Below are 13674 nucleotides of genomic sequence, written 5' to 3' on the forward strand. Positions count from 1 at the left end.
TGTACGCTTGCAGTCATGGTTTTGCGGTCCTTCAGCCACATGGAGACGCCCGGGTGAACGAACCCACGGAATCGACCGGGCGCGCCTCTCTGACGCCCCAACCCTACGATGCCAGCCGCTACGGCCGGCTGGTGCTCAATCTGGGACGTGCCCTGCTGCATGTCGGCTCACCGGCCCATCGACTCGAGGCCGCCATGCAGATCATGGCCGAGCGCCTGGGCCTGCGGGCCGAGTTCTTCTCAACGCCGACCTCGCTGATCGTTTCGCTCGGCGACGACGACCGTCAGCAGACCTTTTTGGCGCGTTCGGATCCGGGCTCGGCCAATCTCGCCAAGCTGGCTGACCTGACCGCTGTGATGGAGGACCTGGCTGGCGGCAGCATTGATCCGGAAACCGCCGATAAGCGAGTTCGCGAGATCGACCGGGCGCCACCGCTTTATGGCTGGTGGCTGCAGCTGACCGCCTACGTGCTGATCGCTGCCGGTGTTGCGCCCCTGCTCGGCGGTGGGTGGCGGGAAGCCGCGGTGGCCGCGCCGCTCGGCCTGGTGTGCGGCCTGACCGTGCTGTGGCTGCGGCAGCACGTTGACCGCTCGCGCCTGATCACGCCGATGGCAGCGGCACTGGTCACTTTTCTGGGCACGCTGTGGTGCGGGCTCGACCCGGACACGGCCCTGATGCCGGCCATTGTTGCCGCCATGATTGCCCTGCTGCCGGGCATGGATCTGACTACCGCGGCCCGCGAGCTGTCAACCGGGCACCTGGTATCGGGCGCTTCCCGCATGGCCTTTGCCATCACCGTGTTTGCGCTCCTGACCTTCGGGCTGGTGCTCGGTGGCATGGCCGGGCAGGCGCTGGTCGGACCAGTCGGCCTGGTCAGTGCCTCGCCGGCGCCGCCGTGGCTGGCACCCGCCGGCGTTGTTTCCGCAGCGGTTGGTCTAATGCTGCTCATTCAGGCCGACCGGCGCGACTGGTTCTGGATTCTGCTGGTCACCCTGCTGGCCTGGGTCGGCGCCGGCCTGGGGGCCGCACTCGCGGCGCCGGTCATCGGAGCATTCATCGGCGGCTTGTCGGTCGGTCTGGCCGGCAACCTGTTCGTCCTGCTCACCCGCCGTCCGAGCTCCATACTTCACATCCCCGGCCTGATTCTGCTGGTGCCGGGCAGCATCGGCCTGCGCAGCCTTGCAACCTTGCTGACCGACGATGTGGTCGCGGGCATGGAGACGGCCATCCTCGCCGGCATCATTGCGGTGGCCCTGACCACCGGAATGATCCTGGCATCCGTTCTGCTGCCGCCGCGCAATGTGCTCTGAGAGCGCTGCTGTGGTGACGCGCGAGCCGGAACCGGGCCGCAAGCGATAAGGAGAATCGAGTATGCGTTCACCGACCGTTCTTTTGTTAACAGCACTGGCCGCACTAATTGGCCCAAACCCGTCAACAGCGGCGCCCCCACCGACGATGCACCCGCTGTCGGTCTGGCATCAGCGCATCGACCTGGCACCGACCCATCCGGACTCGGCCACAATGATCCAGACCCTGGCCGATGAGGGTGGCTTTGGCTTCGGTCGCATGCAGATCGACTTTTCCATGCATATTCTGTACGCCGACGACAGCACCCCGACCAGCCAGCTGATCCAGATCCCCGGCGACAGCTACTACCTGCCGGACTGTGAGCCGCTGGGAACCGCCGTGCCGCTGCCGCCCGGCGGCGCCATCGAGGGCGAAACCGGCTACAGCTGTGACAATAACAGCGGCGACTGTCACCTGCTTGTCGTACGTGGCGTCGAACTGTTCGAGGTCTATCGTGCCAACGTCACCGCCAGCGGCGTCGAGGGTCAGTGCCTGGCGCTGTGGCGGCGTGATGGCCTGTATCCACCCGAAGGTCGGGGCGAACACTGCACCAGCGCCGATGCGGCCGGGTTTCCGATCGCTCCGCTGCTGTTCAACGCCGACGAGGTCGCCGCAGCCGTCGCCCAGCCGGACGGTGACCTGGGCCATGCCATCCGGTTCATTCTGCCCAATGCGCGCATGGCCAGCGATGCTTCGCTCGGAGGTGTGGCGGGACGGCTGTATGTGCGGCCGGCATCGCACGCCGGCGGCCCGTCCGGCCCGGTCGGCTCAGTGCCCTACGGCGCCCGCCTTCGGCTTCGCAGCGATTTCCCGATGGCCGGCTATAACCCCGCAGCACGCGTCATCCTGCGCACCATGCAGCGCTACGGCATGGTGTTGTCCGACGGCGGCAATGTCGCGCTGACCGCAGAAAGCGACCGCTACACCAGCACCGACTGGAGCAGTCTCGACATCCATTCACGCGTCTTCGACCAATCGCCCGGCGACCCGGTCACGGTCAGTGACTTCGAGGTCATCGACACCGGCCCGCGCATTGCCGAGACCTATGAGTGCGTGCGCGCCCAACCATCACTTGACCCGCTGTTCTTCGATCGCTTCGAACCGGTCAGCACCGTCACCGGTTGGTGGCGCGGTAGCCAGAAATTGCTTATGCTTGACTGAGATTCACCGGCCGGGCGCAACGGAGAAGATGAACATCGACAGGCTGCCCCGGTTTATTGCCCAGACAGCGCCGGACAGGCTCCGGCATTGCCGTGGCCGATGGATCCGGCAGTATGTCAGGGTGGCGGTGGTGTTCATTGTGCTGGGCATGTCGCCGATCGGCTCAGACCCCAAAGCCGCCGGCGAACCACAGCGCACAGTGCGCGTGGCGCTGTATCAGAATCTGCCGAAGGTCGGACTCGATGATGACGGTCAGCCGCGCGGCGTCTTCGTGGACCTGATCGAGGCCATTGCCCGAGCCGAAGGCTGGCAGCTGGAATACCTGCCGGGTACCTGGCGTCAGGGTCTGGAAGGCCTCGAGAACGGCACCATCGATCTGATGCCGGATGTCGCACTGACCGCCGATCGCGATCGGCGTTTCGATTTTCATGGCGAGCCGGTGCTGTCCAGCTGGCATCAGATCTACACCCGCCCCGACAGCACGATCCGCTCGCTGGTCGACCTCGACCGCCGGCGGGTAGCCGTGCTTGAAGGATCGATCCAGCAGGATCAGCTCGAGGGCATGGTCGAGGGCTTCGGTCTGAGCGTCGACGTGATTGCCAGGCCGGACTACCACTCGGCCTTCGAGTCGGTGGTCAAGGGCGACGCCGACGCGGTCGTGACCAACCGCCTGTTCGGCGAACGCCATGCAGCTGCGGCGGGTCTGGAAGACACCGCCATCATTTTCGCCCCCTCAAGTCTGTACTTCGCCGCACCCGCCAACGGCTCCGAGGATCTGCTCAAGCGCATCGACAAGCATTTGCGAGAATTCAAGCAGACCCCCGATTCGGTCTACTTCCAGTCCCTCGAAAAATGGTCACATGACCTGCCGCCGGCAAGGCTGCCGGACTGGATTCCCTACGCCGCGCTGGCCGTGCTGAGTCTGCTGATCGGCGTCGGCGCCATTGCCCTTGTGCTGCGGCGGGAAGTGAAATCGCGCACGGCCACGATCCGGCAGCAGGCCGAAGCGCACAACCGAGAGCTGAAGCAGCGGGTCGACGAACGCACCCGGGAGCTGGCCGAGACATCCAGGTTGCTGCAGGCGATGATCGACCAGATCCCCGCGATCATCTTCTACAAGGACACCCGACTGCGGTTCATCGGCTGCAATCATGCCTATGAACGCGCCTTTGCCGTCCGCTGCGAGGAGATTCTGGGCAAAACCGTGCTCGACGTGGAGTTTCTGCCGCCGGCGCAACGCAAGCGCTACCAGGCCGAGCAGCAGCGCATTCTGGATGAAGGCGGCACAACCAGTCGCGAGGTCAGCATTACCTTTGCCGACGGCAGCTGCCATGACCTGCTCTACTCGGCAACCCGGGTCAATCATGACGACGGCTCGCCGCTGGCCCTGATCGGCGTGCTGGTCGACATCTCCTCGCAGAAGCGTTTCGAGAAGCAGCTGGCGCGGGCGCTTCAGCGGGCCGAGGCGGCCGACCGGGTCAAGTCGACCTTTCTGGCAACCATGAGTCACGAGCTCAGAACACCGCTCAACTCGATCATCGGCTTTACCGGAATTTTGCTGCAGGAGCTGGCCGGGCCGCTCAATGAAGAACAGCGACGCCAGCTCGACATGGTGCGCGACAGCTCGCGTCATCTGCTGGCCCTGATCAACGATGTCCTGGACATCTCGCGCATCGAGGCCGGCGAGCTCGGCCTGCAGCCTGCTCCACTCGATCTGGCCGACTGCATCAGGCGCACGCTCGAGGTGGTTCGCCCACTGGCCGAGGGCAAGAGGCTGACGCTCGAGCAGGAAATCGACGATCGGCTTGGCACGCGCATCGGCGATCGACGGCGCATCGAGCAGATTCTGCTCAATCTGACGGGCAACGCGGTCAAGTTCACCCGGCACGGACGGGTCGCGATTTCGGCCACATCCATTGATGGTCAGGCAGGTCACGCCGTGCGAATCTGCGTGCGCGATACCGGCATCGGCATTGACAGCAAGGATATCGCCAACCTGTTCAAACCATTCTGGCAGGTCGATTCGACGCTGGCGCGCGAACATGAGGGCACCGGGCTCGGACTGGCCATCTGCAAGCGGCTGGTCGATCTCATGGGCGGGCGGATCGAAGTGGAGACATGCCGGGGCCAGGGCAGCCTGTTTACCGTGATCCTGCCGCTCGAACGCAGCGATACGGTGGCGGCATCATGAATCGAACCCTGCTGCTGATCGAGGACAACGAACAGAATCGCTATCTGGTGACCTATCTGCTGCAGGCGCGCGGCTGGACGGTCGAACATGCCGCCGACGGTGCTAGCGGCATCGCGCGGGCGCAGGAACTGCGACCGGCGCTGGTGCTGCTTGACATTCAGCTTCCCGGCATGGATGGTTACACCGTGGCGCAGGAACTGCGGCAGAAACCTGTTTTGGCGAATACACCGATCATAGCGGTGACCTCCTATGCGATGCCGGGTGACCGGGAACGCTGCCTGCGCGCAGGCTGCAGCGGCTATATCGAAAAGCCGATCGACCCTGACACCTTTGTTGACGCGGTCGAGAGCCATCTAGAGGCGCCGACGTGAAGCGCGTATTGATCGTCGATGACCGGAACGAGAACCGCTACCTGCTGTGCTCGCTGCTCAAGGCGCACGACTTCGAGGTGCAGGAAGCCAACCACGGCGCCGAAGCGCTGGAGCTGGCGCGGCAAAACGCCTTCGACCTGGTCATCAGTGATCTGCTCATGCCGGTCATGGACGGCTTCACCCTGCTGCGGGAATGGAAGGCCGACCCGCGACTGAGCGGCATTCCCTTCATCGTCTACACTGCCACCTATACCGATCCGGATGACGAGCGACTCGTTCATGATCTTGGCGGGGACGCATTCCTGGTCAAGCCGACCGAACCGGACGCCTTCATCGCTCATGTTGACGAGGTTCTCAAACAGACCGCCGCCAGCCCGTCGGCAGGCCAGCGCAGGCCGGTCGACGATGACGAGGATGTAGACAGGCGCTACAGCCAGCGCCTGGTCCACAAACTCGAACAGCGCAACGAGCAACTGGCCAACCATGTCCGGGAGCTGGAAGCAGCCCGCGCCCAGATCGAGCATGTCAATCGGCTCTACGGTGCCCTCAGTGCCGTCAATAAGGTCATCGTCCAAATCCGTGATCGCCAGCAGCTGCTCGAGCGCATCTGTCGCATCGCCGTCGAGCGCGGCGGCCTGACCGTGGCCTGGGTCGGGCTGCTCGACCATGACAGCGGCAAGATCAAGCAAGTGGCCCATGCCGGCGGACAGGATGGCTGGTTCGAGAAGTTCGAACGACTGAGCATTCACGAGCCACGCCAGACGCCGATGGAGATCGCGCTGGGGGAAGAGCGAACCTTCATCAGCAACGATCTGACCCGCGAGCCCCGGCTGGCCGGGATGCAGGGGTTCTATTGCAAGGCCGGCCTGCGCTCGAACGCCACCGTCACTATTCGCGTCAACGACCGTCTTGTCGGCGGCATCAGTCTGTTTTCCGGGCAAACCGGTTTTTTTGACCAGTCCCTGATTGATCTGATCGAAGAGATGGCCAGCGATGTGTCGTTTGCGCTCGAACTAATCGGCAAGGACGAGCAGCGCACCCGGGCCGAAGTCAGGCTGCGGGCGGCCGAGCAGGCCAACCGGCTTAGCCGTCGCGCCATGGAAGCCACCGCCAACGGCATCATGATCACCGAGGCCAGCGGGCACGACAACCCGATCATCTACGTCAATCCGGCCTTTGCCCGGATCACGGGATACTCTCGCAGGGAATCGCTTGGTCAGGATCCCCGATTCCTGTCTGCCGATGATCGCCAGCAGCGTGAGCTCAAAGTAATACGAGAAGCGCTCGATCAGCGTCGCGAGGCGCAGGTTGTGCTGCGCAACTATCGCAAGGACGGCGCCCTGTTCTGGAACGAGCTGACGATTTCCCCGGTACTCGGAGACGACGATGAAGTGTCCCACTTCGTTGGGATCATCAACGACATAACCGAGCGCAAGCATTACGAGGAACAGCTGGAGCGACAGTACAGCCAGGACACGCTGACCGGTCTTGCCAGCCGCAACCTGCTCTCCGATCGCGTCGAACAGGCCATAGCCTATGCCCGTCATCTCGACCGCGTCATGGCGCTGATGTTCATTGACGTCGACCACTTCAAACGCATCAACGACAGCCTCGGTCGCGCCATCGGGGATGTCCTGCTGCGCGAGATCGCCGCACGGCTGAAGACCTGTGTTCGGCCTCGCGATACGCTCGCCCGGATGACCGCCGACGAGTTTGTCATCCTGTATTCTGACATGGCCTCCTCCGGCGACCTGCCGGGCCTGGCCGAGCGCGTGCTTGCGGCATTTCGGACGCCTTTCGAGCTGCCCGATCGCTCGGTGACCCTGACGGCGAGCATCGGCATCAGCGTGTTTCCCGGCAACGGCGAGGACTACGACAAACTGCTGCGCTGCGCCGATATCGCCTTGGCAGGCGCCAAGAGCAGCGGCCCCGGCACGTTCCGGTTTTATACCGAAGGCATGAACGCCACGGCCCAGCGGCTTATCGACCTGGAGTCCCGGCTGCGCCAGGCGCTGTCAAACGAGGAGATGACGCTTCACTATCAGCCGCTGCTCGACGCGCAAAGCCACGCCATCATTTCGCTCGAATCGCTTCTGCGCTGGCGCGGTCCGGACGGGCAGCCAGTTCCGCCCGACGAGTTCATACCACTGGCAGAACAAACCGGGCTGATCGTACCGATCGGACGCTGGGTGCTGAACACCGCCTGCAGGCAGGCCCGCATCTGGCAGGACAGCGGCTACGAGCTGGCCGTTTCGGTCAACCTGTCGGCCCGTCAGTTCCGCGATGCGGCACTGGTCGACGACATTCGCAGCGCGCTCACTGCAAGCGGGTTGCCCGGCAGACTGCTGCAGCTCGAGCTCACCGAATCGGCGGTGATGGAGCGACCTGAGAAAGCCAGCCGCATTCTCGCTGACCTTCGCAAACTGGGGGTGAGCGTGGCGATCGATGACTTCGGCACCGGCTACTCCTCGCTCGCCTACCTGCGCCAGTTCCCGATCGACCAGCTCAAGATCGATCGCTCGTTCATCCGGGATATCGGCCAGAGCGCCGATGGCGAAGCCATCATCACCGGCATGATCGAGCTGGCCCACAGTCTGCGGCTGCAATCCGTTGCCGAAGGGGTCGAGACCGCCGAACAGGAACGCTTTCTGACCGATACCGGCTGCAACCTGCTGCAGGGATTCCGCTACAGCCGGCCGCTGCCAGCCGGGGAAATCGAACCTTTGCTTGCCGCGCGCTGCGGTCCCGGGCGCGACTGAACCCGATGAGTATCGATATACGCAAGGGTCATTCGCTGGCGCTCGATGAGGCCCAGCAGATCGCCGACGACCTGGCCCGCGACCTGGCCGAGAAATTCAGCATCGACTATGGCTGGGACGGCGACACCATCGTGTTCGAACGCCTTGGGGTGCACGGCGAAATCGACGTCGATGAGCGCCAAATCCACGTTCGCGCCCAGCTCGCGCTGCTGCTGATCTACCTCCAGCCAGCTGTAGAAAGGGAAATCATGCGCTATCTGGACGAGCACTTCGGGTAGCGCCAAGTCGGTCCAGATAGCGCCTGCCGGCGCGCATCAGCCCGGCGAAACCATCGGCATCGTCCCGATCGACGCAATCACTCAGCGCCTGGATCGCCTCACCCAGCGCGGCACGAATGGCCGCGCCATGGCGATTGAGACGCTGAATCTCGTAGTAGAGCGCCGGGCTCTCTCCGGCCACGTCCAGAGCGACCTCGAGCTGGCGGCGAAAGGTCGTACTGGAAACGGCGGCCAGATCACCGGAATCGATACCACTGTTGGCCAGAGCGGTAAAGAAGGCAATGTTCAGCGCATGCGACAGGCCAAGCACCGGCGCCATCAGACGGTCGTGTTCATCGAGATCGATCCGCACCACCTGTGCCATGGTGTCGGCAAACAGGGCTGTGGCCTCGTCTACGGCCTCGCCACAGCCCACATCCATGACCAGCACGTGCTGGTCGGACAGCAGCCGGGTATCGGGCCCGAACATCGGGTGCAGCGAACACACCCGCAAGCCGGCCGCCGCCGCCTGCTGCAGCGAGTCGATCAGCGGTGTCTTGAGTGATGCGATATCGAACACCAGGCCGGGTACCCGCCGTTTTGCCAGCTCGTCGATCACCCGGGCCGTCTGCGCCGGCGGCGCAGCAATCGCGATGACTCCCGCATCGAGCGGGGCCGAGCGCCAGTCCCGGAACATATCACGACCGTTATCGTCAATGGCGGGATCAGCGACCATTGCATGGTAGCCCTGGGTGTCGAGGAAGCCGGCCAGCCAGCGACCCATTCGTCCGCCGCCGCCGATGACCAGGGCATGGCGGCCCTCACCGCGACCGGCCAGACGAATGCGCTCCTGCTCCTGACGCGTCAGCGAAGCTTCGATCAGGCGCTTGAACAGATCTTCGGCCACGACCGGATCCAGTGCTACCCGCCCGGCATGGACCCGAATCCTGTCGATCACCTCGCGCTCGCGCCGAAAATCTCTGAGCTGGCGACCATCGACCTGCTTGCAGCGACCGATCTCGGAGACCAGCTGCTGACGCCTTGCGGCCAGCTCGACCAGCCGCGTATCGACTTCGTCGAGCTGCGCACGCAGCGCACGCAGCGCATCCGGGCCTTGCTCTCTGGTGGTCATTCAGGCTCGCCCCATGAACTCACCGCTTTCAGTATTGACGCGGATCGTCTCGCCGCTGGTGATGTAGTCGGGCACCAGCACTTCCAGACCGGTCTCCAGCACCGCTGGCTTGGCGGACTTGGCCGCCGTCGCGCCCTTGAGCACCGGTGCCGTTTCGCTCACACGCAACTCGACCGACTGCGGCAGCTGGATGGCGATCGGGCGATCGGCGATGATCAGCAGGTAGATCCCCTCCAGGCCATCGCTGATATAGCGGCTCGCCTCGCCAATGTCACTGGCCGACAGGGTGTACTGCGTGTAGTCCTCGGTATCCATGAAAACGAACTGGTCGCCGTCGCGATAGGAAAACGTGCTCTGCCGGCGCACCAGATCCGCTTCGCGCAGCATGTCATCGCCCTTCAGCGTCAGTTCCCGACGCTCACCGCCCGGTATCCCCTCGAGCTTGAACCGAAACAGGGTGCCGCCACCACGCGCAGTCGGCGCAGATCGATCGATCTGGCGGACGCTGTATGTGCTGCCATCGTGCTCGACCACCTGACCTCGCTTGATTTCGCTGGCTTTTGGCATGTTGAATGCATGTTCTCGTTAAACAGGCGGCAAAGAATATCGCGAAACACGATGAAACGGGCAAACCATGGGCCACTACTGTGAATGACTTCACATTTCGCGCGGGATTGCATGACGCATTAAGTCATGCTGCCTGCCCGGAACACACAGCTTATGCTATCTTGCTGGATCAATTCGGTTTTCATGCCTGCCCAGGGGGCCAAACCGGTTCACAGGACGCGTTGCGGTGAAGATTCTCGTCGTCGACCCATCGAAGGTATTTCATGCCCTGTGGCAGCGGCTGGTCCTCAAGGCCGGCCACGATCCGCTGATGGCCCGCGACGGCAAGTCCGGCCTGACGCTGCTCGAACGCCACAGCGTCGACATGATCTGCGTATCCCTGTCGCTACCTGACACGGACGGCATCAGTTTTTGCCGCCGGGCACGTGCGATGGCCAACGGTTTTGCCGTGCCGATCATTCTGCTCAGCTCGGTCCAGGACAATCGGGTTCGCCGCAAGGCGCTGGAAGCCGGGATCACCGACATTCATCCACGCGCCGAGGTGGAACAGCTGTTCCAGCGCGCCCGACGCATCACCGGTCGGCACAGCGACGAAAAGCTGTCCGGGCGGGTGCTCTATATCGAAGACAGTCCCACCGTCAGCCGGATCATGATTCATCTGATGCGGCATATGAACCTGGAGGTCGACCATTACCGCAGCGCGGCCGATGCACTGAAGAACTTCAGCGAGTCCCGCCATGACCTGGTCATCAGCGATATCCTGGTCGAGGGGGAGATCAGCGGCGTATCGCTGGTCAGTCGGCTGCGCGAACGCCAGCCCGACAAGACCCGGCTGCCGATCCTGGCCATGTCGGGCCTGGAGGACCAGATCCGGCGCGTCGGGCTGTTTCGGCTCGGCATCAACGATTTCATCAGCAAACCGGTCATCATGGAAGAGGCGCGCGCGCGTATCAGTAACCTGGTTGTCAACAAGCAGCTGTTCGACCAGGTGCAAAAGCAGCGCCACCAGCTGTATGAAATGGCCATGACCGACCCGCTGACCGGCCTCTACAACCGCAATTCGCTCAACGAGTTCGGTCAGCAGCTCTCACGACAGACCTCTGAGAATCAGCCGCTCAGCGTAATCCTGATCGATATCGACCACTTCAAGCAGATCAACGACAACCACGGCCACCTGGTCGGTGACCAGGTACTGACCGAAGTCGGCGAACTGATTTCGGAGTGCTGTCGTGACGAGGACCTGGCGGTGCGTTTCGGCGGCGAAGAACTGCTGCTGATCCTGCCCCACTGCCCGATGTCCGTTGCCACCGAACGTGCCGAATTGCTGCGCGAACGTCTCGAACAGCTGCAACCGGCCGGACTGCACGTCACCGCCAGCCTCGGGGTGACCGGCAGCGAAATGCTCGAGGTCGATCTGGAGGCCCTGATCCGCCGCGCCGACCAGGCGGTCTACCGGGCCAAGGAGCGCGGTCGCAATCGGGTTCAGGCAGCCGCAATCAGCACGACAAGCGACAGCGACCATCCAGCGCCCCGGCTCATCGGTAACCATCACTGATGCCGACAGGAACCCCCACGGGCTCCGGGCTGCTGCGCCGCAGCCTGGCGATCAGCCTCATCGTGCTTGCTGCATTTGCAGCCACTGCCTGGTTCGGTGGGCGGGCCTGGCTGAGCCAGTCGGTCATGCCCTACCAGGGGCAAGTCGGTCTGTCCGGGCTTTCGGGGAAGGTCGAGGTATTGTTTGACCAGCGCGGCATACCGCGCATTTACGCCGAGACCGACGCGGATGCCCTGCGCGCCCTGGGCTGGCTGCATGCGGGCGAGCGACTGCTGCAAATGGAGCTGATCCGGCGCATGACGCGAGGCGAACTGGCCGAGCTGGTCGGCGAGGCGGCGTTGCCGCTTGACGTTCGCCACCGGGCGTTCGGGTTCTATCGGCGGGTCATCGAGGCCCCCCCCGCACTCGAGCCGGAAACCGCACGTCTGATCGATGCCTACGTCGGCGGCATCAATTCAAGCCTGCAGCGCGACCGTCCACTCCCCCCGGGCATGGTGCTGCTGGGCGCCCATCCTCAGCCCTGGACGCGCGCCGACGTGCTGGCCATCGCCTACTACCAGACCTTCTATCCGACAACGCTGGTTCAGCGACTGTCCGAATCGTGGCGGGCGGTGACCGAAACCTTCGGTGAATCGGCTGGCCAGTGGCTGGCCGAACTACCCGACTGGACCGTGCCGACGCTGCCGGAAAGCGCCATGACCCGCGCATCGAACACCTGGGTCGTTGCGCCGGAGCGCTCGGCCAGCGGGGCCGCGCTGCACGCTTCGGACCCACATCTCGACATCGACATCGCACCCGGGCTCTGGTATGCGGCCGGCCTGCATGCCGACGAGTCACTTGACGTCATCGGCGTGACTGTCCCCGGACTGCCCTTTGTCGCCATGGGCCACAACGGACACAGTGCCTGGGCCTTTACGGTCGCGCCCGTCGATGTCTTCGAGCTCTATCGACAACCACGCGACAGCGAACAGTCGATGCAGCTGCAGGGACCGCACGGGCCGCAGACGCTGCTGGAACGCCGGGAGCGCTTCCTGGTGCGCGGGCGTGATGAGCCGGTCGAAAAGACGCTTTACCACACTCCGCTTGGCCCGGTGATCGAACTGAACGATCAGGCCGCCCTGGTGCTGCGCTGGGCGGGTTTCGAGCTGCCCGTCGGTGAACTGATTCACAGCGGACTGTCGCTGAACCGGGCAACCGACTTCGCCAGTTTCCGCCAGGCCGCAACGGCCATGGGCGCGCTGTCGGTCAACTGGAGTTACTCCGATCGTCAGGGCAATATCGGCTATGTTCAGTCGACGCCCGTTCCCGTCCGCCGCCACCGCCGGTTCTTTACCGTACTCGACGCCAGTGATCCGGAAACCGACTGGGACGGCTTCTACCCCCCTGACGAGCGACCGTTTGCCCTCAACCCGTCCGAGGGCTGGCTGGCCAACGCCAACAACCATGCTGCCGGCGAGAACTGGCCCTACCCGATACCCGGCTATTACAAGCACCTGCGCATGCGCCGCATCAGCGCCATGCTGACGCAAGACCAGCGCTTCGATCGCGACGACATGACCGCACTCCAGCTCAATGAACTGTCCGATCGCGCTTTGAGCTGGAAGGACTGGCTGGCCAAGGTGGCGGCCGGCTCCGGGCGGACCGCCATTGCCGGCGAGCTGCGTGCCTGGAACGGTGAAATGGCCGCCGACAGCGATATGGGCGGCCTGTTTGCGCTGTGGTGGCACTACCTGCCGCGGGCGCTGTTTAACGATCACAGCGAGATTGAATGGACACGGCTCAGGCCCTTGCTCGACCAATGGCTGCACGATGATTCCGGGCGGATGCCGCTGGCCGGCCTCGACCGCGACCAGGCTGCACTGACCGCCTTGGAAGATGCGCTGAAGGTTGGAATCCATCCGCTCGGCCGCATCCAGCAGCTGACCATTCGTCATCCGCTTGCGCGCAACCCGCTGATCGACCGATGGCTCGGGCTGACCCGCGGCCCGCTGCCTGTCGGCGGCGACGCCGGCAGCCCCAATGTCGCCTACGTCAGTTTCGATCCCGATTCCGGCCGTCTGGCGATGCGCGCCGGCGCCTCGATGCGCTACGTCATGGACTGGGCCGACGTCGACCGTTTCAGCCTCAACCTGACGCTGGGGCAATCCGGCAACCCGTTCAGTCCCCACTTCGACGATTTCCTCAATGACTGGCGCTCGGGAAGACCCTGGACGGTGCCGTGGGGGCGGGCCACTGTCGAAGCCCGCGCGCAGTCGCGTCTGGAGTTCAGGCCGCAATAGGGAGTAGTGCGTATGGCGCCATGGGCCGGTCGCTGCTACCTTCTAGCGGCATGGG

Annotated in this window: 10 protein-coding genes; 8 read left to right on the top strand and 2 right to left on the bottom strand. The window is 64.0% G+C overall.

From position 1 onward, the window contains the following. The first annotated feature begins 53 nt into the window (after positions 1-53). From HND55_10440 to HND55_10465, 6 genes are all read left to right on the top strand, one after another. Positions 54-1310, top strand: a complete 1257-nt coding sequence (locus tag HND55_10440; GenBank protein QKK03019.1) for a threonine/serine exporter family protein — start codon at positions 54-56, stop codon at positions 1308-1310. A 145-nt stretch (positions 1311-1455) separates the two neighbouring features. Then, positions 1456-2508, top strand: a complete 1053-nt coding sequence (locus tag HND55_10445) for a hypothetical protein (protein ID QKK03020.1) — start codon at positions 1456-1458, stop codon at positions 2506-2508. Then, the gene (locus HND55_10450) at positions 2501-4699 is read left to right on the top strand and encodes a transporter substrate-binding domain-containing protein (GenBank protein ID QKK03021.1); all 2199 of its coding nucleotides are present in this window, start codon (positions 2501-2503) and stop codon (positions 4697-4699) included. The genes HND55_10445 and HND55_10450 overlap by 8 nt, the downstream gene beginning before the upstream one ends. Then, positions 4696-5070 carry a response regulator gene (locus HND55_10455; GenBank protein QKK03022.1) on the top strand — a complete coding sequence of 125 codons (375 nt, stop codon included), beginning with the start codon at positions 4696-4698 and terminating at the stop codon, positions 5068-5070. The genes HND55_10450 and HND55_10455 overlap by 4 nt, the downstream gene beginning before the upstream one ends. Continuing rightward, positions 5067-7829 carry an EAL domain-containing protein gene (locus HND55_10460; GenBank protein ID QKK03023.1) on the top strand — a complete coding sequence of 921 codons (2763 nt, stop codon included), beginning with the start codon at positions 5067-5069 and terminating at the stop codon, positions 7827-7829. The genes HND55_10455 and HND55_10460 overlap by 4 nt, the downstream gene beginning before the upstream one ends. 5 nt (positions 7830-7834) lie before the next feature. Further along, the gene (locus HND55_10465) at positions 7835-8107 is read left to right on the top strand and encodes a polyhydroxyalkanoic acid synthase (GenBank protein ID QKK03024.1); all 273 of its coding nucleotides are present in this window, start codon (positions 7835-7837) and stop codon (positions 8105-8107) included. Here HND55_10465 and HND55_10470 read toward each other — a convergent pair. Then, entirely contained in the window at positions 8076-9218 is a 1143-nt protein-coding gene (locus HND55_10470) for a prephenate dehydrogenase/arogenate dehydrogenase family protein (GenBank protein ID QKK03025.1), read from the bottom strand. The genes HND55_10465 and HND55_10470 overlap by 32 nt on opposite strands. After that, positions 9219-9785 (bottom strand): elongation factor P-like protein YeiP, encoded by a 567-nt coding sequence (yeiP, locus tag HND55_10475; protein QKK03026.1) that lies wholly within the window; start codon positions 9783-9785, stop codon positions 9219-9221. 226 nt (positions 9786-10011) lie between these two features. Between yeiP and HND55_10480 the strand changes: the two genes are divergently transcribed. Together HND55_10480 and HND55_10485 are read left to right on the top strand one after the other, a co-directional pair. Beyond that, positions 10012-11340 (top strand): diguanylate cyclase, encoded by a 1329-nt coding sequence (locus tag HND55_10480; protein ID QKK03027.1) that lies wholly within the window; start codon positions 10012-10014, stop codon positions 11338-11340. Beyond that, positions 11340-13619, top strand: a complete 2280-nt coding sequence (locus HND55_10485) for a penicillin acylase family protein (GenBank protein QKK03028.1) — start codon at positions 11340-11342, stop codon at positions 13617-13619. The genes HND55_10480 and HND55_10485 overlap by 1 nt, the downstream gene beginning before the upstream one ends. Positions 13620-13674 lie beyond the last annotated feature (55 nt).

The organism is Pseudomonadota bacterium (genome assembly GCA_013285445.1).
Lineage (GTDB): Bacteria > Pseudomonadota > Gammaproteobacteria > Xanthomonadales > Wenzhouxiangellaceae > Wenzhouxiangella.

Bases quoted from the DNA above. Each gene is read 5' to 3' on its own strand.
- HND55_10445 (QKK03020.1), top strand. From the start codon at position 1,456: ATGCACCCGCTGTCGGTCTGGCATCAGCGCATCGACCTGGCACCGACC.
- HND55_10455 (QKK03022.1), top strand. From the start codon at position 4,696: ATGAATCGAACCCTGCTGCTGATCGAGGACAACGAACAGAATCGCTAT.
- HND55_10465 (QKK03024.1), top strand. From the start codon at position 7,835: ATGAGTATCGATATACGCAAGGGTCATTCGCTGGCGCTCGATGAGGCC.
- HND55_10470 (QKK03025.1), bottom strand. From the start codon at position 9,218: ATGACCACCAGAGAGCAAGGCCCGGATGCGCTGCGTGCGCTGCGTGCG.
- yeiP (QKK03026.1), bottom strand. From the start codon at position 9,785: ATGCCAAAAGCCAGCGAAATCAAGCGAGGTCAGGTGGTCGAGCACGAT.
- HND55_10485 (QKK03028.1), top strand. From the start codon at position 11,340: ATGCCGACAGGAACCCCCACGGGCTCCGGGCTGCTGCGCCGCAGCCTG.